The organism is Roseibium sp. RP-7, assembly GCF_053005225.1.
On the sequence record NZ_JBRKQA010000002.1, the window covers coordinates 1,338,574 to 1,358,330 of the forward strand.

21 protein-coding genes are annotated in these 19,757 nt (G+C 60.3%); 8 read left to right on the top strand and 13 right to left on the bottom strand.

The genetic code is table 11. The features are described from left to right. Window positions 1-61: 61 nt before the first annotated feature. From ACVDG9_RS20825 to ACVDG9_RS20835, 3 genes are read right to left on the bottom strand one after another with little or no spacing between them, the layout of a single operon-like run. Window positions 62-1,402, bottom strand: a complete 1,341-nt coding sequence (locus ACVDG9_RS20825; RefSeq protein WP_023003096.1) for a TRAP transporter large permease — start codon at window positions 1,400-1,402, stop codon at window positions 62-64. Further along, the gene (locus ACVDG9_RS20830; RefSeq protein WP_447238865.1) at window positions 1,402-1,998 is read right to left on the bottom strand and encodes a TRAP transporter small permease subunit; all 597 of its coding nucleotides are present in this window, start codon (window positions 1,996-1,998) and stop codon (window positions 1,402-1,404) included. Before ACVDG9_RS20830 ends, ACVDG9_RS20825 begins: the two co-directional genes overlap by 1 nt. After that, complete coding sequence (locus tag ACVDG9_RS20835; protein ID WP_209009322.1) at window positions 1,991-2,788, bottom strand: N-formylglutamate amidohydrolase; 798 nt, start codon at window positions 2,786-2,788, stop codon at window positions 1,991-1,993. The genes ACVDG9_RS20830 and ACVDG9_RS20835 overlap by 8 nt, the downstream gene beginning before the upstream one ends. Before the next feature lie 148 nt (window positions 2,789-2,936). Here ACVDG9_RS20835 and ACVDG9_RS20840 point away from each other — a divergent pair, with 148 nt between their 5' ends. The 8 genes from ACVDG9_RS20840 to ACVDG9_RS20875 all read left to right on the top strand — a co-directional run bounded on the left by ACVDG9_RS20840 (window position 2,937) and on the right by ACVDG9_RS20875 (window position 10,429). Further along, window positions 2,937-3,806, top strand: coding sequence for a MurR/RpiR family transcriptional regulator (locus tag ACVDG9_RS20840; RefSeq protein WP_023003093.1), 870 nt, complete (start codon window positions 2,937-2,939; stop codon window positions 3,804-3,806). 271 nt (window positions 3,807-4,077) lie between these two features. Continuing rightward, window positions 4,078-4,473: an NUDIX domain-containing protein gene (locus tag ACVDG9_RS20845; RefSeq protein WP_447239046.1), complete on the top strand. Its 396-nt coding sequence runs from the start codon at window positions 4,078-4,080 to the stop codon at window positions 4,471-4,473. Beyond that, entirely contained in the window at window positions 4,466-6,100 is a 1,635-nt protein-coding gene (locus ACVDG9_RS20850) for a phosphotransferase (RefSeq protein WP_447238866.1), read from the top strand. Before ACVDG9_RS20845 ends, ACVDG9_RS20850 begins: the two co-directional genes overlap by 8 nt. Next, window positions 6,093-6,983 carry a GAK system ATP-grasp enzyme gene (locus ACVDG9_RS20855; RefSeq protein WP_447238867.1) on the top strand — a complete coding sequence of 297 codons (891 nt, stop codon included), beginning with the start codon at window positions 6,093-6,095 and terminating at the stop codon, window positions 6,981-6,983. Before ACVDG9_RS20850 ends, ACVDG9_RS20855 begins: the two co-directional genes overlap by 8 nt. Continuing rightward, window positions 6,980-8,080 carry an HprK-related kinase B gene (locus ACVDG9_RS20860; protein WP_055656270.1) on the top strand — a complete coding sequence of 367 codons (1,101 nt, stop codon included), beginning with the start codon at window positions 6,980-6,982 and terminating at the stop codon, window positions 8,078-8,080. Before ACVDG9_RS20855 ends, ACVDG9_RS20860 begins: the two co-directional genes overlap by 4 nt. Next, window positions 8,077-8,778, top strand: a complete 702-nt coding sequence (locus ACVDG9_RS20865; protein WP_447238868.1) for a histidine phosphatase family protein — start codon at window positions 8,077-8,079, stop codon at window positions 8,776-8,778. Before ACVDG9_RS20860 ends, ACVDG9_RS20865 begins: the two co-directional genes overlap by 4 nt. 14 nt (window positions 8,779-8,792) lie before the next feature. Next, window positions 8,793-10,157, top strand: coding sequence for a metallophosphoesterase family protein (locus tag ACVDG9_RS20870; RefSeq protein WP_447238869.1), 1,365 nt, complete (start codon window positions 8,793-8,795; stop codon window positions 10,155-10,157). Next, window positions 10,154-10,429 (top strand): amphi-Trp domain-containing protein, encoded by a 276-nt coding sequence (locus ACVDG9_RS20875; protein ID WP_152505618.1) that lies wholly within the window; start codon window positions 10,154-10,156, stop codon window positions 10,427-10,429. The genes ACVDG9_RS20870 and ACVDG9_RS20875 overlap by 4 nt, the downstream gene beginning before the upstream one ends. 248 nt (window positions 10,430-10,677) lie before the next feature. Here ACVDG9_RS20875 and hypE read toward each other — a convergent pair whose 3' ends face one another. From hypE to ACVDG9_RS20925, 10 genes are all read right to left on the bottom strand, one after another. Continuing rightward, complete coding sequence (gene hypE, locus ACVDG9_RS20880) at window positions 10,678-11,667, bottom strand: hydrogenase expression/formation protein HypE (protein ID WP_447239047.1); 990 nt, start codon at window positions 11,665-11,667, stop codon at window positions 10,678-10,680. Between the two features lie 44 nt (window positions 11,668-11,711). Next, the gene (gene hypD, locus ACVDG9_RS20885) at window positions 11,712-12,863 is read right to left on the bottom strand and encodes a hydrogenase formation protein HypD (protein ID WP_447238870.1); all 1,152 of its coding nucleotides are present in this window, start codon (window positions 12,861-12,863) and stop codon (window positions 11,712-11,714) included. Next, window positions 12,860-13,129 (bottom strand): HypC/HybG/HupF family hydrogenase formation chaperone, encoded by a 270-nt coding sequence (locus tag ACVDG9_RS20890; RefSeq protein WP_023003083.1) that lies wholly within the window; start codon window positions 13,127-13,129, stop codon window positions 12,860-12,862. The genes hypD and ACVDG9_RS20890 overlap by 4 nt, the downstream gene beginning before the upstream one ends. A 12-nt stretch (window positions 13,130-13,141) precedes the next feature. After that, window positions 13,142-13,963, bottom strand: coding sequence for a hydrogenase nickel incorporation protein HypB (hypB, locus tag ACVDG9_RS20895; RefSeq protein WP_447238871.1), 822 nt, complete (start codon window positions 13,961-13,963; stop codon window positions 13,142-13,144). Continuing rightward, the gene (gene hypA / locus ACVDG9_RS20900; RefSeq protein WP_447238872.1) at window positions 13,963-14,304 is read right to left on the bottom strand and encodes a hydrogenase maturation nickel metallochaperone HypA; all 342 of its coding nucleotides are present in this window, start codon (window positions 14,302-14,304) and stop codon (window positions 13,963-13,965) included. Before hypA ends, hypB begins: the two co-directional genes overlap by 1 nt. Continuing rightward, window positions 14,297-14,755, bottom strand: a complete 459-nt coding sequence (locus tag ACVDG9_RS20905; protein WP_447238873.1) for a hydrogenase maturation protease — start codon at window positions 14,753-14,755, stop codon at window positions 14,297-14,299. The genes hypA and ACVDG9_RS20905 overlap by 8 nt, the downstream gene beginning before the upstream one ends. A 207-nt stretch (window positions 14,756-14,962) precedes the next feature. Next, window positions 14,963-16,405 (bottom strand): Ni/Fe hydrogenase subunit alpha, encoded by a 1,443-nt coding sequence (locus tag ACVDG9_RS20910; protein WP_082809895.1) that lies wholly within the window; start codon window positions 16,403-16,405, stop codon window positions 14,963-14,965. Window positions 16,406-16,416: 11 nt separating this feature from the next. Then, entirely contained in the window at window positions 16,417-16,986 is a 570-nt protein-coding gene (locus tag ACVDG9_RS20915; protein WP_055656289.1) for an NADH-quinone oxidoreductase subunit B family protein, read from the bottom strand. Further along, window positions 16,983-17,711: a 2Fe-2S iron-sulfur cluster-binding protein gene (locus ACVDG9_RS20920; protein WP_062487256.1), complete on the bottom strand. Its 729-nt coding sequence runs from the start codon at window positions 17,709-17,711 to the stop codon at window positions 16,983-16,985. Before ACVDG9_RS20920 ends, ACVDG9_RS20915 begins: the two co-directional genes overlap by 4 nt. Then, window positions 17,708-19,588: an NAD(P)H-dependent oxidoreductase subunit E gene (locus ACVDG9_RS20925; protein WP_447238874.1), complete on the bottom strand. Its 1,881-nt coding sequence runs from the start codon at window positions 19,586-19,588 to the stop codon at window positions 17,708-17,710. Before ACVDG9_RS20925 ends, ACVDG9_RS20920 begins: the two co-directional genes overlap by 4 nt. Window positions 19,589-19,757 lie beyond the last annotated feature (169 nt).

A 19,757-nucleotide genomic window follows, 5' to 3' on the forward strand; every position in this document is an offset into this window, starting at 1 on the left:
CGTAAGTCCGCGGTCCAACTCCGTTTTTCCTCCGGACGTTGTCTTCTTGTCCCGTTCCTTGCTACCTGCCGTAAACCAGATCCGGCAACCACAGGGCAATTTGCGGGAAAACCATGACGAGGACGAGCGCCAGGACCATCACCGCGACAAACGGCGTAATCGAGCCGTAGATGTCGCGCATGCTGATTTCCTTGGGCGCCATCGCCCGCATCAAGAATAGATTGTAGCCAAAGGGCGGTGTCATGTAGGCGATCTGCGTGGTGATCGTGTAGAGCACCCCGTACCAGATCAGAACTTCGCCCGCCGGCATGCCCAGATCAAGGCTTGCGACCAGAGGCACGTAAAGCGGTGCCACGATGACCAGCATTGCCGTATCGTCCAGGAAGGTGCCCATCACCAGGAAGGACAGCTGCATCAGGATCAGGATCATCCACGGCGACAGGCCGAGCTGTTCGGTGAAGAGGCTCTCGATGGCCTTGACCGCGCCCAGACCGTCAAACACCGCGCCGAACCCGAGGGCGGCAAGGATGATCCACATGAACATGCACGAAATGCCGAGCGTGTTCTTCAGGCAAAGCTTCAGGATATCCCAGGTCATCCGGCGACGGATGATGGCAGCCACCAGGGCGGCCAGAGCACCAATGGCCGAGCTTTCCACCAGGCTGGTGTAGCCCTTCACGAAGGGTACCATCATCACCGCAAAGATGATGATCGGCAGGATGCCTGCCAGAAGCAGATGATATTTCTCGTCCTTGGAGGCGTCGCGCTCTTCTTTCGTCAGCGCAGGGCCGAGTTCAGGTTGGATCTTGCAGCGGATCGCGATGTAGACGACGAACATGGCTGCCATCATCAGACCAGGAACGACCCCTGCCAGCCAGAGCTGGCCGACAGGAGCGCGCGCGATCATCGCATAAAGCACCAGTACCACGGACGGCGGCACCAGAATGCCAAGCGACGACCCGGCCTGGATTACCCCCGTGACCATCCGTTTGTCGTATTTTCGTTTCAGGAGTTCCGGCAACGCGATGGTCGCACCGATGGCCATGCCGGCAACCGACAGACCGTTCATGGCGGAAATCAGGACCATCAGCAGGATCGTGCCAATAGCCAGACCGCCATTGAGCGGGCCCATCCACACGTGGAACATCTTGTAGAGGTCGTCGGCGATCTTGGTTTCCGACAGCACATAGCCCATGAAGATGAACATCGGCAGCGTCAGCAGCGGATACCACTTCATCAGCTTCATGGCCGCGGAGAACGGAATATCGCCACCGCCAGTGCCCCAAAGGGCCAGAGCGGCGATTGCGGCAATGCCACCGATGGCGCCGAAAACGCGCTGCCCCGTCAGGAGCATCAGCATCATCGACGAGAACATCAGGAGAGCGATCATCTCGTATGACATCAGAGCGTCTCTCCCTTGATCAGGGCGATATCCTTGATGAATTCCGAGACGGCCTGCAGCAGCATCAAAACAAATCCAATGATCATTATGAGTTTGACCGGCCAGAGATAGGGCCGCCAGGCCGTCGGGCTCCGCTCGATATAGCCGAGCTTTTCAGCCGCCGCGTCAGGACCACCGGTGATGAAGGTAACGAACAGGTCCCACCAGAAGCTGAGCGAGTCCTTGCCGAAATAGCCAAGCGAGTACGCCGTGGAATTCAACGCGCCATAGAGCAGCACGCCGAGATAGAACATCAGCAGCAGCACCGTGAAGGCATCGAACCAGGCCTTCTTCTTGGTGCTCCACTCGGCATAGAACAGATCCATGCGCACATTGGAGCCGAGCTGTATGGAATAGGGCCCGCCCAGAATGTAATAGGCAACCATCGCGAACTGGGCGACTTCCAGTGTCCAGAGCGATGGATTGAAGAAGGTCTTGGAGATCGATGACCACAGAAGGATCGCCGCCATGACGAAGACCCCCCACATGATTATCTTGCCGAGGCCCCGATTGAAGCCGTCGACGATGCAGATATAGACGCGGGCCGCCTTAAGCATGGGCTTCTCCCTGCGTCTGCCCGCCAACGGCTTGCGCGGCGTGCTCCAGCAGGGGCGCCAGAAGATCGCTCCACTGCGCTTCTTCTGCCGAGGTCTTCACTTCGTCGTTGCGGATTTCAATCATCAGGCAAGGCAGCTTGCGATCCTCGCCGTGCCGGCGGATTGTATAATAGACACCATCGGACGGAGCGTACGGCTCATTGTCTCCAACGGTCAGGCCACCCTTGGCCTTCAGGCCCTCCAGGACCGGATCCGCAAGACGCCGGTCCTTGTCGTAGATGAGGCCGATTTCCCAGGGACGGGACTGGCCCTTGTAGACCGGCGTGAACGAATGGATGGAGACCACCGCTGTCGGCAGCCCGCGCTCGAGACGCTGGCTGATCACATTGTCGATGGCGTCGTGAAACGGCCGGTGCGCAAGGTCCAGACGGAAGGTCTTCTCATCGGCCGACAGGTCCTGGTTGCCCGCAATCTTGGTGGTTTCGCTGAGGCACGGGATCAGGTCAGGCCGGTTTTCCTCACGATTGCAGTCGATGATCAGGCGCGAGACAGTGGTATGCACCAGCGGCGCATCAAGGCTCTTGGCCAGCCCCCTGGCAACGCCGAGCGCTCCCGGGTCCCACGCGATATGCGCAATCTTGTCCGCATCGGTAATACCGAGCGATGTATCGTAGGGGGGCGGAAAGAAGTTGGAAGCGTGATCGCAGACAAAAACGAAAGGCCCCGCTCCCTCCGCATTTTCAACGGCGACAGCCCGAGTCATTCCTCCGGTCTGGGGATTCGAACCCATTCCCTACTCCCTGAAAGATCGGCCCTGCATTTTGTAATGTTTATTACAGGATTGCCGACTTAACTAACTTCTGTAATATTTGATACGCAGATTGCAGCGGCTGTCAAATGAAATTCAGTGCCGCGGACCGTCATAAAGGCCGACGCCCATGGAACGTCCTCTTCTGGAAGATATTCGCGACCGTCTGGACGAATTCACCGCCACGGAAAAGAAGGCGGCGCATGCGTTGTTGGCCAATTACCCGATGCAGGGACTGGGCACCGTCGCCCAGTTTGCAGAGGCCGCGGGGGTCAGTTCCCCCACCATCTTGCGCTTCGTCGGCCGCCTGGGCTTTCCCGGCTTCGCCGAGTTTCAGCGAAAACTCCGCGGCGAACTGGAAAGCCAGCTGAATTCGCCACTCGCCCGCAGTGCCAACATGGAAGACGATCCGGTCGGCGACCCCCATGTCAGCCAGCTTCTGGAAAATGTGCGCGAGACCTTTGCCCATCTGCCGAAAGGTGAACTCACCGGCCTCGTCAAGCTGCTGTCGGACGAACGCAAGCATGTGCACCTGATCGGGGGCCGCTTTACCGACGGCCTTGCCCGTTACATGGCGGCGCATCTGCGGATCGTCCGGGCCAACGTCAATCACGTCGCCGGCCAGCAGGGCAACTGGCTGGACCAGCTCATCGGCATCGGTCCGAAGGACGTCGTCGTCGTTTTCGATATCCGGCGCTACCAGGCTGAAATCATCCAGTTTGCCGAAGCCGCAGCCCGTCAGGGTGCCACAGTGGCCCTTGTCACCGATAGCTGGATGTCACCGGTCGGCCGCATCGCCACCTTCGTTCTGCCTGCCCGCGTCGCGGTCCCCTCCCCATGGGACTCCTCGCTGGCGCTCATGGCGATTGCCGAAGTGCTCATCACCGGCGTTACCCGCGAGAACCAGAAGCGAGCCCAGGAGCGCATGCGCGCACTGGAGAAATTGCGCAACGACATCGACCCCTCGACAGAAGGCCGCGCCATGGGGCCGGATATCTGAGCGGGCCGGAAGCGCTTGAAACCGTGCACAGTCGAAGATCGGTTCGCTCGCGGTGAGCGACTCACCTATACTCGCCCCATCACGGCCCTGCTGAAAGCCGAAGCGGGCCCCTGACAGAAGCTGCGCCAGCCGGTCTGGCAGGTCCCGAACCGGCAGGCCTGAACAGGGAGCGAGATCCATCGCAAGTGACGCGCCCCTAAAAGGTGCCGTGTTTCGGCCCGTCATCCGCTCAACACCAAGAGCCTTTATCCGCCGGGGTGACCGGCTGCTGGTGCAAGACAAGCGACACCCCGTCAAAGGCCGGTACTTCACTCTGCCCGGCGGCAAGCAGGACCCGGGCGAAACGCTTGAAGCCTGCCTGAAGCGCGAATGCGTGGAAGAAATCGGTGCCGCAATCACCGTGTCGCACCTGATGCATGTGGCGGAAGTTCATCGACGCAAACAGGCCGCAAGAGAATATCAGCACCAGCTCGATTTCATTTTCGCCTGCAGCGTTGCCGAAGATTACGAACCGGTATTGGGACCACGCCCGGACGCCCATCAGGTCGGGACACGCTGGATAGGTTTCGACGAAGCTCAACAGCTACGTCCGCTTTATGTCACAAAACTGTTTTCACTTGGCTGTACGCGGGAGCCCGAAGTCTATCTCGGACCCCATAATGATTAATGCCCCAAAGACCATTCGGGAAAATCTCCGTTTTCTGTGCGCGGAAATCGATGGTCAGCTCATACAGCTTGAAGCCTTCTTCAAGGAACCGACGGCAGCGACGGCACGCCGGATCATGGACCGTGCCGGATACGCCCATAACCTGAAGAGCCGGATCCTTGCGGCCTGTGTCCAGCAGATGGCCGGAGCCAGAAAGAACGATCGCAAACATCTTACCCTGCGCAGCCTGGAGTTTGTCGCCACCGATCTTCAGCGCATCGCCAACCTGGTGCGCCAATCCTTGCGCCATGCAGAGCGCATCGAGACCTTTGTAACGCTCGAACCTGAACGTTATCCCGCGATCGTCCGTCGTGTCCGGCAAGGCGTCGCCCGCATCGAGGACGCCCTTCTCAGCAGGGACAGTGAAAAGGCCATAGAGATCGGCCAGCTCCAGAACAAGATCGAGGCTGACTACCGCAAGCTCTTCAAGGCCTACACACGCGACATGCGCAACCCGGACCGGCTGCCGGCCGACATCGCCAACAGCCTGCTGGTCGCCAGCGAATTTCAGCGCATGGGCGAATCCCTGCGGACCATAAGCGAAGCGCTGATTTCCGCCAACATCGGACAGGCAGTCAATTTCGAACGCTATTTCGCCCTGCAAAGCCTGATGTCGGACCTGGACACGGCCAGCGACGATGTCACCATTGAAACGATTGCCGAAACCAGGTCGGGAAGTTCCATCTCCGCCATCAAGGACAAGAAGACCGAAACGGTTACGGCGGTCTTCAAGGATGGCGACAAGAGCAAGGTCAAGGAAGAGCGCCAGGGGGTGAAAAGCTGGCATTCCATCTATCCAGGCCTTGCCCCGAAAATCCTGTCCTACCGCAAACGCGACCAGTCGGCAGCGCTCCTGATCGAACATTTGCCCGGCCTGACCTTCGAGCACATCGTCCTGAACGAAGGCGACGCCCTGCGCAACCAGGCACTTGCCAGTCTTTCCCGCACGCTGAAAGACGTCTGGAAGCAGACGCGGACTGCAGAACCGGCGGATCTCGGCAGCATGCAGCAACTTGGCAAACGCCTTGGTGACGTCCGCAGGGTTCACCCGGAATTCAAGGAAACCGGCATCCATTTCGCGGGAGAAACCCTTCCCTCGCTCGACGCCCTGATCATCGAGGCAGCCGTCCGCGAGGCAAGGGTAACAGCTCCCTTTTCCGTCTATATCCATGGTGACTTCAACGTCGACAACATCATCTACGACCCCGGCGAGAACCGGATCCACTTCGTCGATCTGCATCGCTCCCGCTACATGGACTACGTCCAGGACGTTTCCGTGTTCATGGTCTCGAATTACCGGCTTCAGGTGCTCGACAGGGAAACACGCCGGCGGATCAGCGATGTCTCTCTCGCATTCTACAAATCCGTAAGAGCCTTCGCCCGCAAGCAGGGTGACGACACGTTCGAATATCGGCTTGCCCTTGGCCTTGCCCGGTCCTTTGCCACATCGACGCGGTTCATTCTGGACAAGTCCCATGCCCGGCGCATGTGGCTGCGTGCCCGCTACCTGATCGAACAGGCCCTTGCCTGCCCGCCTGGCGCCGAGGCCCGGTTCCGCCTGCAAATGAAGGAGATCTTCGTTGACTGACCTCAGGATCGGCGTTGTCGGCATACCCGGCAAATGGTCGACGGAAGTTCTGGCGGACGCCCTGGAAGCACAAACAGGTTTTCGCTGCGTGGTCGACATGGCCGACGTCGTTCTGGATCTGGAAGCCAGGGCGCTGATAGCTGGGCAGATCGATCTTTGCAGCCTCGACGGCATCGTGGTCAAGAAGATCAGCCAGACCTACAGCCCCGCAGCGCTGGACCGGCTGGAGATGTTGCGCCTTGCCGAGGCCAGCGGCACCAGGGTCTTTTCCAGCACAAGGTCCATTCTCGGCCTGGTCAACCGGCTGAGCTGCACCGTGACACTGGCCTATGCAGGCATTCCCATGCCAGCCACCTGCGTAAGCGAAAGCGAAGACGAAGCCCTGGCCGCCGTCCTGCGGTTCGGCAGTGCGGTGTTCAAGCCCCTGTTTTCGACAAAGGCCCGCGGCATGACGCTGATGGATGCCGCCGAAGGCGAAACAGCCCTCCGGCACAAGATTGCCGCGTTCAAGGCCGACAATCCGGTGATGTACCTGCAGAAGAAGGTCAATCTTTCCGGCAGGGACCTCGGCATGGTTTTCCTCGGCGGGTCCTATCTCGGCACCTATGCCCGCGTCGCCCAGACTAACAGCTGGAACACGACCATCCTTCACGGCGGCAAATACGAACCGTTCGAACCGGATGCCGACCTGATCGAACTGGCGCGCCGCGCGCAGGAACCGTTCGATCTCGACTTCACCACCGTGGATGTCGGCCTGACGGACAGCGGACCGGTCGTGTTCGAGGTCTCGGCCTTCGGTGGTTTCAAGGGAGCTCTGGAAGGCGCCGGCATCGACGCTGCCAAGCTTTACGCCAACCATGTAATTGAAAAGGTGCGCGGATGACCGGCATAACCGTCCAGGACGTTGTCGACGCTCTTTCCCCGGCTCGGGAAACGCGAAACTGCGATCCGGTGTGCCTCACGGTCGGCGGCCATGTGGTCGAGGTGAGATGCACCTCGTCGGCGCTTCTGGCCGAATTGCTGCGCTATTTCCAGCATGTGATATCCGCGCCGAGCGAACCCGACAGGATCGTCCATGTGCTCGGATCCATGGAACTGCCCTTCGACCCGGAGTACACCGACTGGGAGCGGGAAACGGGAAAGTCCGGCCGCAAGGATGCGGTCTGCGACCTTGAAAACGGGCGCCTGATCCTGAAGGTCCGCACGGGTCTGCAGTTCCTGCAATCCCCCGACTGGGCGATCGCCTTTGGCCCTACGGACGATCACCCCAACCAGGTGATCAACTTCATCAACACCCAGTTTCTCAATCACTTCCAGCGGCAGGGGTGGGTCGCCTGTCATGCAGCGGCTGTCCGCACCCCCAACAGGGGGCTTGCGATATCGGGCCTTTCCGGCGGCGGCAAGTCCACCTCGATGTTGCGCCTGATGGAACTCACCGGCACGCAGTATGTCACCAACGACCGCCTTCTCGTGCGCAATGCCGGCAACAGTACCGATGCGCTCGGCATTCCGAAACTGCCGCGCATCAACCCGGGCACCATCGTCACCAATGCACGGCTGACCGGTCTTATCGACGAGGAGCGCGAAGAGGAACTGCGCAACCTGGAACCGGACGAACTCTGGCACCTGGAAGAAAAATACGACCTCTTCATCGATGACATCTATGGCCCCGGGCGCATTTCCCACGATGCGCGCCTGACAGATTTCTGGGTGTTGAACTGGTCCCGCGACAGCGCCGACGCGACCGAAGTAAGCAAGACGGATCTGAAGGACCGGCCGGATCTTCTGTCCGCGATCATGAAGAACCCCGGCCCGTTCTACCAGACGCCGCAAGGCCCGTTCTGGCCGATGAAAACACCGCTCGACACAGAGGCCTATCTGGGGGCGCTCGAAGGTGTTCAGGTGTGGGAAGTGAAGGGACTGATCGATTTCGACGCCCTGTTTGAAGCCGGTGCAGAGCTGCTGGGACAAACGCCATGACAGACCGCTTCGCCATCCTGGTGCGTCATGGCGCTTACAATCAAAAACCGGACACGCCGAGTGCCCTGCAGCCCTATGGCCTGACCGATGCAGGCAAGGTGCAGGCACAAGAACTTGGCGCCGAGATTGCAGACATCGCGCGGCAGGAAGGCATCCGGCTGGCACCGGAGATCTTGTGTTCACGCCAGCTCAGAGCCTGGCAGACGGCAGCGCTTCTCGGCCAGTCGCTTGGTGAAGTCCTCGGATCGGACTTCACGATCACCGAGGATGAAGCTCTTGCCGAACGCAGTGTCGGTGCCCTTGCCAACCTCACCTTGCGGGAAATCGAGCAGGTGATAGCAGACGATCCACGCACCGCCTCGCTGCCGGGAGACTGGAAGTCGAACAGCCACCACAGACTGCCGGTTCAGGGCGCTGAGAGCCTGATGGAAGCCGGACAGCGGGTGGCTGCGTTCCTGGATCAGAAGATGACAGATCTGGATGACGAGGCAGGACCCGGTGCCCGGATCTTCGTCGGCCACGGTGCTTCCATACGACATGCCGCCCATTGCCTGGGTGTGCTTACGTTTGATCAGATCCGCCAGCTCAGCATGCACCACGCGCGCGCCGTCGTCCTGAAACTGGAGAGGGACGGCACCTGGGTGCACCACCGGGGTGACTGGAAACTGCGCCAGCCACTTGAAACCGCAACGGATTGAACCGGATTGCTGCCATGATGACCCATCTGCCACTGACCCCGCTTCTGCCGCCGATGGACCAGGCGGAAGCCATTGATCTCGGCCTGCCCGAAAGCTGTGTTCCCTGGCCACTGGCGCCCATCGGGAATCTGCCCCTCGGCCAGTTCACCACCGAAAGCACCCTTCCCGGTGTTGTCGGCAGCCTTGCCCGGGCAAATGCTCTTGGCCCCTGGGACTGGCCGGAAAAGCCGGTAATCTTCATTTCCGACCTGCATGCGGATGCGGAAAGCCTGTTGAGATCCCTGACGGCGGCACGGGCAATCCAGCGCAATGGAGATGGTCTGAGCGACTTTCACCTGACGCCCTTCGGCCGAAGCTGCCAGTTCATCATCGGTGGCGATTGCCTGGACAAGGGCCCCAGCAATCTGGACCTTCTCGACAGCCTCAGCGCGCTGCTGAAAACCGGCGCCGATGTCGTCATCCTCGCCGGCAACCACGACCTGCGGCTTTACCTCGGTCTCGAAGCCCTGACGGTCAAGCGCAGCTCGCTCAATGCCCATATGTTCGTTCGCATGGGCAAGAAGGTGATGCCGCTCTTGAAGGAAGTACACGAGCGGTATGTCGGCAGCTCGGCCGACCTCGCCTTGCTGCCCGACGAGGAAACCTGCCTCTCGCTGATGGTTCCGGGAAAGAAGTGGACCAGACAATTTCCGAAGGCAGCCTCACGCTATCTGAGTGACGCGGCCATCCGCAAGGAAATGCAGCGGCTCAAGAAGAAGGCGGACAAGTTCGCGGAACACGCCGCCGAAGTCGGCCTTACCATTCGTCAGCTGTATGCTGCCGCGCTCAAATGCCGGGAACTCTTCGTTGAACCCGGCGGACGCTACGCCTGGTTCTTTCAAAGTCTCAAGGCCGTGCATCAGAGCGGCTCGCTGCTGTTCGTGCATGCCGGTATCGATGATCAGATGGCGTCCCAGATTTCGGCAAAAGGTGTGGCCCACGTCAATCGCCGCTTTCGGAAGGAAAGCCGGAAAGATCCCTTCGTGTTCTACTCCGGCACCATCGCCAATCTGATGCGCACGAAATACCGGGAAGTGGACCATCCGCTGACCGAAACCGGTGTAGACGATCTCCATATTGCCGGCATCAGGATGCTGGTACAGGGACACGTCAACAGGCACAGCGGACAGGAGCTGACGTCCAAGCACGGCCTCTTGCATCTGGAAGCGGACATCACGCTCGACCGGCATTCCAGAAGCTCCGAAGGCCTTGAAGGCATCGGCACAGGCGCCACGATCATCTGCCCGGATGGCAACATCGTCGGCATCAGCCGGGATTATCCCCACGCCAAGCTGTTCAATCCGACGCACATTCTCCAGCAACACGGATTGTCGTCATGATGGAACGCAAGGGCCGTTTCCGGCACCAGTCCCTGCAGGACAGGAAATCGATCCAGAAACTGCTCGACGCCGTCAAGCGTGGCATCGCCAAGGGCGAGCTGCAATTCGGTGACGACACTGGTGAGATTACCCTGCACCCGAAAGGTCTGTTGGCCATCAGGGTGACAGCCACCACGGAAGACGACCAGTCCCGCCTGGACCTGCGCATCACATGGGCCAACGACGGCCAGGACAAGAAGGACAATGGCAAGCTGAAGGTAAAGGGCGGATAGGCCAAGCCCCGAAAACCGGTTGCCTCCTCACCGTCATTCCGGACCAGGAAGGCGCAGCCGCCCGCAGATCCGGAACCCGGCCATCAGCCGCGCTGCGAGCGCGTCCTCTCAAGTCCCTGACTGAGAAAACAAAGCAGCCTCTCCTGGAGGAACACAATGACCGGTACGTGCTGGATCCCGGTCCTGGCTGCGCCAGACCGGGAGGACAAGCATCGGATTGGGAAAGTGCCTTGGGGCCCATGCGGCCCTCAGCAGATGCGCGGCAGTTGCTCGCCCGAGAGCCAGTCGACAACACGGGAGCCGCCGAAGCCGGTCTTCATGACCACCATGCAATCGGCGTCCTCCACGATTTCGCCGATCTTCGCAGCATTCTGCCCCAGCGGGTGAGCCTTCATGATCTCCAGCAACCGGTCTGCATCAGAAGCCTCGCAGATGCAGATCAGCTTGCCTTCATTGGCGACATAAAGCGGGTCGAGACCGAGCAGCTCGCAGGCCCCTTCCACATCCGGGCGAACGGGGATCTCACCCTCTTCGAGCATCACGCCAACCTTCGAAGCATGGGCGATTTCGTTCAGCGCAGTTGCCAGTCCCCCCCTGGTTGGATCCCGCAGAACCGAAATGCCCGGCACCGCGTCGACCATCGAACCGACGAGGCCATGCAGCGCTGCACTGTCGGACTGGATTTCGGTTTCGAAGGTCAGGTTTTCCCGTTTCGACAGGATGGCCACACCATGATCGCCAATGGTACCGGACAGAAGAACCGCCTGACCTGGCTCGGCCGCAGCGGGAGAAATCGAGACGCCTTCCGGCAGAACGCCAACACCGGTCGTCGTGATGAAGACCCCGTCGCCCTTCCCCTTTTCAACCACCTTGGTATCGCCGGAAACCACCGGCACTCCGGCTTCACGGGCTGCGCGCGCCATGGATATGACAATCCGTTCCAGATCAGCCAGCGGGAACCCTTCTTCCAGTATGAAACTCGCGGTGAGCGACACTGGCCTTGCACCAGCCATGGCCACATCGTTCAAGGTGCCATGGACCGAAAGCGATCCGATATCGCCACCTGGAAAGAACAGCGGCGAGATCACATGGGCATCGGTCGACATGACGAGCCGTCCTGGCGGCACTTCGAGCACCGCCGCGTCATGGCCCTGGTCCAGGATTGTATTTTTCAGATGCCGGTGAAACAGGTCCTCGATCAGGACGGACATGGCCCGGCCGCCGCCGCCATGGGTCATGTCAACAGCACCGGTACGGAATTTTGCCTGCGGATCGATGCTGGTCACGCCGCGGCCCCCTTGGCGGCGGCAATCGCCTTGCGCTTGCGGCCATAGGTCCAGTATGCGGCGCAGGCACCTTCAGAGGAAACCATGCAGGCCCCCATCGGATTGTCCGGCGTGCAGACCGTGCCGAACAGCTTGCATTCCGTCGGTTTCTTCACGCCGCGCAGGATCGCGGGACATTCGCAGGATTTGACTTCACGCGACTCCTTCGGGCTGAGTGCAAAACGCTCTTCGGCATCGAAGTCGACATAGGCTTCTCGGATTTTCAGGGCACTGTCAGGAACATAGCCCAGCCCGCGCCATTCAAAGGTCCGGCGCAACTCCAAAACGTCGTCAACCAGCCTTTGGGCCTTGCGATTGCCTTCCTTCGTGACGACCCGGGTGTACTGGTTTTCCACTTCATGCCGGCCTTCGTTGATCTGGCGGATCAGCATCAGGGTCGACTGCATCACGTCGAGCGGCTCAAAGCCGGCAATGACGACCGGTTTCCTGAAGTCCCGCGCCGCCGGTTGGTACGGCGCCCAGCCGATGACCGAGCTGACATGAGAAGGCCCAAGGAAACCATCAATCTTAACCGGCGGCTCCCCTGGCTCTGCCGGAGCGTTGACGATATGGGCGATGGCAGGCGGTGTCAGAACGTGATTGCAGAAGACGGAGAAATTCTTCAGGCCTTCCGCCTTTGCCTGCAGGATCGCGACCGCCGTTGGCGGCGTCGTCGTCTCAAAGCCGATGGCGAAAAAGACCACTTGCCGTTGCGGGTTCTCCCGCGCAATCCGCAGCGCATCCTGGGTCGAATAGACCATCCGGATATCGGCGCCTTCGGCCTTGGCCCGGATCAGACTCCTCTGCTTGGTGCCCGGCACCCGCATCATGTCGCCATAGGTGGTCAGGATCACATTCGACTTCAGTGCCAGCTCGATCGCATCATCGAGACGCCGTACCGGCAAGACACAGACCGGGCAGCCCGGCCCATGCACATACTCGACATTTTGCGGAACCAGATCCTGCACCCCGTAACGGAAAATGGCGTGAGTATGCCCACCGCAAAATTCCATCAGATGGTAGCGTCGGTCCGGCTCAGCTTCCTGCCGGATTGCAAGGGCAAGCTTTTGCGCCAGTTTGCCGTCCCGAAATTCCTTGATGTATTTCATGCGTCCGTCCCCACCACCGGCTCGCCCGCCATCTCCTCCAGCTCCTCGGCAAGAACACCGGCTTCCGCCATAAGCTGAAGGGTCCGTTCGGCTTCCTCCTCGCTGAGCTTGTGCAGGGCATAGCCGACATGGACGAGCACATAGTCGCCAACGGCAACCTCCTCCAGGAGAGCTGTCGAGACCGGTTTCCGGATCCCTTCCAGAGCGACAGTTGCCATGTCGTCGCTATCGACGGAAACCACCCTTGCGGGAATGGCGAGACACATGACGGAGAACTCCTATTCCGCAGCAAGGCCGCGTGCGTGCGCTGCCTGCGTCTTCAAGGCACCGTCCAGCCAGACTAGCCAGCCTTCCAGGCCACCGCCAGTGCGCGCCGACACTTGCAGGATCTGGATCTTGTGATTGACCCGTCGTGCATTCCGGATCGCCGCGCCGACGCAAAAATCGACATGCGGCAGAAGGTCGGTCTTGTTGAGGATCATCAGGTCGGCGTTGGCGAAGATATCGGGGTATTTCAGCGGCTTGTCCTCACCTTCCGTTACCGAAAGGATCACCACCTTGAAGGCTTCGCCGAGATCGAATGCCGCAGGGCAGACCAGGTTGCCGACATTCTCGATGAAAAGCACGCTGCCTTCGTCCAGCGGCAACTTCTCCAAGGCATGACCGACCATATGTGCATCCAGATGGCACCCCTTGCCGGTGTTGATCTGAATGGCAGGTACTCCCGTTTTCCGGATCCGCTCGGCATCGTTTGACGTCTGCTGATCGCCTTCGATGACCGCAGCCGGGATCCTGCCCGCCATCCGCTTCAAGGTTTCGACAAGCAGCGTTGTCTTGCCGGAGCCGGGGCTTGAAACGAGATTGAGTGCCAGAACGCCTTTTGCGGCCAGCAAGGCACGATTGTTGTCCGCATAGGAATTGTTCTTGCCCAGAATATCGGTTTCGATCTGGATCAGCCGTGCCTGGCTCATGCCCGGAACGGAAACGCCGGCTTCCCCTTCGCCGAAATGGACATGACCTGCGTCATGTGAATGGGCGTGTCCATGGTGATGCTCATGGTCATGTTCGTGAGAGCCGCTGCAACCGCATACCGTACACATCACACCACCTCCAGTTCCCGGATCTTCAGCTCTTCCCCACTGACACCCTGCAGGGCTTCCGAACCACATTCCGGGCAGCAATCGAACCGTGCGCTCACCTGCACGGTCTTGAAACAGGAAAGACATAGCGCCTCGGCTGAAGGCCTGGAAATTTCCAGAATGGCGCCTTCGGCGAGTGAGCCCCGCATGACGACGTCGAATCCGAATTTCAGCGCCTCTGGTTCGACGCAAGACAGCGGTCCGATGTCGACCGCGACCCGCTTCACCCGGGTAAAGCTATCCTTCGCCGCCTGATCCTTCAAAATGTCGAGTATGCTCTCGCAAAGTGACATTTCATGCATGGGCTGCCTCCCTCTGCTGATCTGCCTTTTGCAGCCACTCCAGCAAGAAAGCCTCGGCTGCAGCCAGATTGGCAGCTGCCTTGTCGGACAGCCCTTCCTTTACCTCACCAAATTCATAGCCGGAGATACCAAGCACGAAGGCTTTCGGTCGGGCGCCATAAAGGGTATCGCAAAGCGCCAGAACAGTCTGCGGAATCAGACTGTGGCTGCCAAGCACTTCCGGTGCACCCGGCGCGATTTCCCGGAACGAATAAGGTCCCGCGGCACCGATCTCAGCGTCAACGAAGATCACCACATCGTGCTCTGAGACCGCCAGCGCATGTTCGGCGACAAGCTGATAATCGGTATCGACCTCCAACCCCGGCAATCCGCGCACGTCGATAGCCTCGGACAAGGCCGGCCCAAGCCCGTCATCGCCCCGCCCGGGATTGCCATATCCGATCAGAAGCATGAAGACGTCCTCTCTTCAGAGTTCCTACAAAAACCCTTTCCAGCGTCATCCCGGCCAAGCGCAGCGCGGGCCGGGATCGGGGAGGCACAGATTTCTCGGCAATTCATTTCCCGAAAGAGAGTATCGAACTCGCCGATCCCGGATCTCCGCTTTGCTGCGTCCGGGTGGACGATCTGAGAGGCTGTCATATCGTCGAACCTCCCACGCTCACACACACTGCGTCCGGCTGTCGACCAACGCGCCATCCGCATTGAACAGCTCCACCTGCAGCGGCATCTGGCCGAGAGCGTGGGTGGCACACGAAAGGCATGGATCATAGGCGCGGATCGCGACTTCGACATGGTTGAGCATGCCCTCGGTGATCTGCTCCTTGCCGGAAAGATGCTTGACCGCGACATCCTTCACCGCGCGGTTCATGCCCTCGTTGTTATGGGTCGTGGAGACGATCAGGTTGCAATAGGTCACCTGGTCATGTTCATCAACCTTGTAATGGTGGATGAGGTTGCCACGCGGAGCCTCGATCACCCCGATGCCTTCCTCGCGCCGGTCCCCCTTGGCAATCAGATCCGTCCCTTGCAGATCCGGGTCGTTCAGAAGCTCCCGGATCTTCTCCACGCAATGCAGAACCTCGATCATCCGCGCCCAGTGATTGGCCAGCGTGGAATTGTTCGGCGTACCGCACGTCACGGCCTTGAGGTCTTTCAGGGCTGCATCGGCGAGAGGCGTGTCGATGAAGGCAGCCGTGTTCATGCGTGCCAATGGCCCGACCCGATACCAGCCGACATCCGGACCAAGCGTCGTGATGAAAGGGAATTTCATGTACGACCAAGAGCGCACGTCCTCGACAATCAGCTCGTGATATTTCGTGTAAGGCACCTGATCGAAGATCATGTCTCCGGTGGAGCTGAGAGCCCGCAGGTTGCCGTGATAGAGATCAAGCGCCCCGTCGCTCTCGCGCACCAGTGACATGTAGTTGGAGGGGAACGAACCGAACTCGGCGACCAGGTCTTCATGCTCCAGTGTGTAGTTCCTGGCGAGTTTCACCGCATCCAGGGACCATTCGATCATCTGGTCCACCGAGGCAAGAAAATGATCCCGCCGTTCAATGGGCAGGTTTCGGTTGATACCACCGGGAATGGCGCCGGTGCCGTGCACCTTCTTGCCTGCCGTCGCCTCGATGATTTCCTGCCCGTATTTGCGCATCAGGACGGCGCGCTTGCCGAGTTCCGGATTCTCCTTGATCACCTCGAAGATGTTGCGCTTTTCCGCAGGCGCACCGAAGCCGAACAGAAGATCGGGCGCTGCCAGGTGGAAGAAGTGCAGCACGTGGGACTGCATCACCTGGCCGTAATGCATCAGCCGGCGCATCTTTTCCGCCGTCGGCGTCAACTGGTCGACACCGGCGATCATGTCCATGGCTTTCGCTGCCGCCAGATGGTGGCTGACAGGGCAAATGCCGCAAAGCCGCTGCACGATCACCGGCACTTCCCACATCAGCCGGCCTCGGATGAACCGCTCGAAGCCGCGGAATTCGACAATGTGCAGCCGGGCTTCATCCACTTCGTTTTCCGCATTGAGGTGGATCGTCACCTTGCCGTGGCCTTCCACGCGGGTAACGGGAGAGATTTCAATCAGTCTGGGTTCAGTCATCGCCATCACCCTCAGTCGAACTTGATCATTTCACGCTCGAAGCCCCGGAACTTGCCGGTCAGCAGCTTGGAAAGCGTGTCGAAGATGATGTCCCCACTGGGTGCACAGCCGGGGATCTGGTAGTCGATCTCCACCACCTGGGAACACGGATAAACCTCGTCCAGAAGCAGCGGCAGAGCCGGGTCGTTGGGCACGTTGTGGGTCGTGTTGCGGATGTATTTGCCGGTGATATAGGCCTCGTCCAGACACTCGCGCAGCGGCGCATCGGAATGCATGATCGCGTTGCGCATGGCCGGCAGCCCACCCATGATCGCGCATTGGCCGAGCGCGATCAGCACATCGCAGTTGCGCCGGAAGTCATGCAGCACATGCACGTTTTCCTCGTTGCAGCAGCCGCCTTCGATGATGCCGATGTCGCACCGCTGGGTGAAGCGCTTCTTGTCGGTAAGTGGCGAGCGGTCGACATCGACAAGCTGCATCAGCTCGATCAGGCGCTCGTCGATATCCAGGATCGCCATGTGACAGCCGAAACAGCCGGCAAGAGAAGCGGTCGCGATCCGGGCCTTGGGCAGCTCGCTCATTTGCGCTTCTCCTCGATGTCGTGACCGATCAGGCCATGATCGAATTCCCGCTCGCCGATGGGAACGGCGAAGCCGACGCGCTTGCGGATGATGCAGCCGACCGGGCAAACCTCCGCCGAAATCGCGTGATCGGTCACCTCCGCATCGGTATCGGCAAGGTTCTCGCCGTTCACTGCGACGCGGCGGTGAATGCCCCGGCCGACATAACCGAAGATGCCCTTGCCATCGACGTCCTGGGAGGCGCGAATGCAGCGCCCGCAGGAAATGCAGCGGTTGGTGTCCAGCGCGATGTCGGGATGGGATGCGTCCAGCGCCCGGCACGGCTCCAGATAGGGAAACCTGGTGGCTTCCGTCATGTCGAGCCGGTAGGCCATGGCCTGAAGCTCGCAATTGCCGCTGGCCTCGCAGATCGGGCAAAGGTGATTGCCCTCGTGAAACAGCATTTCCACCAGATCGCGGCGCATCTTGGTCAGGCGCGGTGTCTCGTTCTCCACCGCCTGGCCGGGGGCTGCCGGCTGGGTGCAGGCGGCAACGCTGCGCCCACCCGCCTTCACCGTGCAGACCCGGCAACTGCCCTGATGGCGCAGGCCTTCGTGATCGCACAGGCGCGGGATATAGACCCCGGCCTCGTCGGCCGCTTCCATGATGGTCTGGCCCGCATAGGCGGTGATCTCCACCCCGTCGATGGTGAAGGTGAAGCCGGTCTCTCTCTTCGTGCCGCTCATTGAGTGAAATCCTTGTCGAAGATATAGGAGCGGCGCTTGGCGATCTTGCGTGCCCCGTCGATGGCCGACTGGATGTCGAACGTATCGCGGATGCCGTCCTTGCTTGGCTTGATCACCGCCGAATAGACCAGCGGGAAGTTCTTCAAGGTGGTGAGAACCGGGTTGGGAGACGTCATGCCGAGACCGCAGCGGCTGGTCTCGATGATCGTTCCGGAGAGGTCCTTGAGGTAGTCGATGTCCTCCGGGTTCGCGAGGCCCTTGCGGAACTTCTGGATCGCCTTCTGAAGGAAGACGTTGCCGACCCGGCAGGGCGTGCAATAGCCGCAGCTCTCATGCACGAAGAAGGACATGTAGTATTCGACGATTTCCAGAACGTTGCGTTCGCCGTTGAAGACGATGATCGCGCCGCCGGTCGCAAGGTCGTCGAACGTCAGTTTGCGGTGAAAGCTGTCGCGGGCAATCATCGTGCCGCTCGGTCCGCCAACCTGAACCGCGGCGGCATCCTCGCCGCCGACCATCGCCAGCAATTCCCGGACCGTGTGTCCGTAAGGCAGTTCGTAGATGCCCGGGTTCAGGCAATCGCCACAGACGGAGAAGAGCTTGGTGCCGTGCGAGCCCTCCATGCCCATGGCATTGAACCATGCTGCCCCCTTGTCGAGAATGCGCGCGGCATGACAGAAGGTCTCAACGTTGTTGACCACCGTCGGATACCCGAGATAGCCGCGGTTGACCGGGAACGGCGGCCGCGTCTTGGGTTCGCCCGGCAGGCCCTCGCAGGAGCTGATAAGCGCACCTTCCTCGCCACAGATGTAGGCGCCCGCGCCAAGCTGCAGGCGGATATCGAAATCAAAGCCCTTAACGCCCAGAATGTCCTTGCCGAGAAGACCGCGCCGGTGTCGTTCTTCCAGAACCTGAAGCAGAAGCTCGCGCAGATAGACATATTCGCCGCGCAGATAAAGGATGCCCTCGCGCGCACCGACAGCCCTTGCCGCTATAGTCATGCCTTCGATCAGGAGATGCGGCCGTTCGGTCAGGAGGACGCGGTCCTTGAAGGTGCCCGGTTCGCCTTCATCGGCATTGCAGATGACGAAATGCTTTTCGGCACGCTCGCTGGCGGCAAAACGCCATTTCCGGCCGGTGGTAAAGCCCGCGCCGCCACAGCCGCGCAACCCGCTTTCCTCGATCGCGGAGATGATCTGCGTCGGTGTTATCGTGGCCGCCTTGGCAAGCCCGGCATCTTCTGGAACAGGCCCCAGCAGCACTTCACCCGCATGGCGGATGTTGTTGTCGACCATATGCAAGGCGCGTTCGGATGGTGTCAGCGCCTCGAACCGCTCGCTGATCAACTGCTCCGGGCTGCGGCCTGCCTTCAGCGCCTGCGCGGCGCTGCGCGCGGTCTCCGGCGTCAGTTTCGTCAGGACGATGTCGTTGACCATCGCGGCCGGTGCCTGATCGCACATGCCGATGCAAGGAGTGTATTCCAGCGAAAACGCACCGTCGTTGCTGGTTTCGCCGATTTTGAGCCCAAGCTCCTCTTCAAAAACACAGGCAACCTCTGACACCCCGGAGAACCGGTCGACGATATCGTCACACAGCCGAATGGTGACCCTGCCTTTCGGCGCCAGGGAGAGGAAGGAATAGAAGCTGGCAACGCCCTCCACCTCGATCCGGGTGAGACCGGTAGCGGCGGCAACATGGTCCATGGTGGCCGGGGCAATGCAGCGGTAGCGGTCCTGCACCTCGCGCAGGATGTCGAGCATTCGGTGCTTGTCGTTGCCGAATTGCGCGCAGATCGCTTCGATCTCTTCGGCAGGAACAGGCGCGGTTCCGCAGATGGCCGTGGAGACCCCGTTCCCGGTCTTGTGCCCGTTGTCCATGGCCCCTCCCTCCTGATACCCAAAGCAGTTTGCGCCCGCGAAAGCGATGACCGTTCCGTCCGGCGTGATTGGCTGGTGTTGCGCCCTGTCGCTAAATCGATTTGAGATCAAACCGGACTGCAGCACATGATGGCAACGACCCGCAATACACTTGTGAAATTTCCGAGTG

What these genes read in the sequence shown, in the direction of transcription:
- ACVDG9_RS20915 (WP_055656289.1), bottom strand. Translation starts at nt 16,986, where the DNA reads ATGAGCGAGCTGCCCAAGGCCCGGATCGCGACCGCTTCTCTTGCCGGC.
- hypB (WP_447238871.1), bottom strand. Translation starts at nt 13,963, where the DNA reads ATGTGTACGGTATGCGGTTGCAGCGGCTCTCACGAACATGACCATGAG.
- ACVDG9_RS20920 (WP_062487256.1), bottom strand. Translation starts at nt 17,711, where the DNA reads ATGAGCGGCACGAAGAGAGAGACCGGCTTCACCTTCACCATCGACGGG.
- hypA (WP_447238872.1), bottom strand. Translation starts at nt 14,304, where the DNA reads ATGCATGAAATGTCACTTTGCGAGAGCATACTCGACATTTTGAAGGAT.
- hypE (WP_447239047.1), bottom strand. Translation starts at nt 11,667, where the DNA reads ATGACCCATGGCGGCGGCGGCCGGGCCATGTCCGTCCTGATCGAGGAC.
- hypD (WP_447238870.1), bottom strand. Translation starts at nt 12,863, where the DNA reads ATGAAATACATCAAGGAATTTCGGGACGGCAAACTGGCGCAAAAGCTT.
- ACVDG9_RS20925 (WP_447238874.1), bottom strand. Translation starts at nt 19,588, where the DNA reads ATGGACAACGGGCACAAGACCGGGAACGGGGTCTCCACGGCCATCTGC.
- ACVDG9_RS20865 (WP_447238868.1), top strand. Translation starts at nt 8,077, where the DNA reads ATGACAGACCGCTTCGCCATCCTGGTGCGTCATGGCGCTTACAATCAA.
- ACVDG9_RS20910 (WP_082809895.1), bottom strand. Translation starts at nt 16,405, where the DNA reads ATGACTGAACCCAGACTGATTGAAATCTCTCCCGTTACCCGCGTGGAA.
- ACVDG9_RS20825 (WP_023003096.1), bottom strand. Translation starts at nt 1,402, where the DNA reads ATGTCATACGAGATGATCGCTCTCCTGATGTTCTCGTCGATGATGCTG.
- ACVDG9_RS20890 (WP_023003083.1), bottom strand. Translation starts at nt 13,129, where the DNA reads ATGTGTCTCGCCATTCCCGCAAGGGTGGTTTCCGTCGATAGCGACGAC.
- ACVDG9_RS20830 (WP_447238865.1), bottom strand. Translation starts at nt 1,998, where the DNA reads ATGCTTAAGGCGGCCCGCGTCTATATCTGCATCGTCGACGGCTTCAAT.
- ACVDG9_RS20840 (WP_023003093.1), top strand. Translation starts at nt 2,937, where the DNA reads ATGGAACGTCCTCTTCTGGAAGATATTCGCGACCGTCTGGACGAATTC.
- ACVDG9_RS20860 (WP_055656270.1), top strand. Translation starts at nt 6,980, where the DNA reads ATGACCGGCATAACCGTCCAGGACGTTGTCGACGCTCTTTCCCCGGCT.
- ACVDG9_RS20905 (WP_447238873.1), bottom strand. Translation starts at nt 14,755, where the DNA reads ATGCTTCTGATCGGATATGGCAATCCCGGGCGGGGCGATGACGGGCTT.
- ACVDG9_RS20870 (WP_447238869.1), top strand. Translation starts at nt 8,793, where the DNA reads ATGATGACCCATCTGCCACTGACCCCGCTTCTGCCGCCGATGGACCAG.
- ACVDG9_RS20850 (WP_447238866.1), top strand. Translation starts at nt 4,466, where the DNA reads ATGATTAATGCCCCAAAGACCATTCGGGAAAATCTCCGTTTTCTGTGC.
- ACVDG9_RS20875 (WP_152505618.1), top strand. Translation starts at nt 10,154, where the DNA reads ATGATGGAACGCAAGGGCCGTTTCCGGCACCAGTCCCTGCAGGACAGG.
- ACVDG9_RS20835 (WP_209009322.1), bottom strand. Translation starts at nt 2,788, where the DNA reads ATGGGTTCGAATCCCCAGACCGGAGGAATGACTCGGGCTGTCGCCGTT.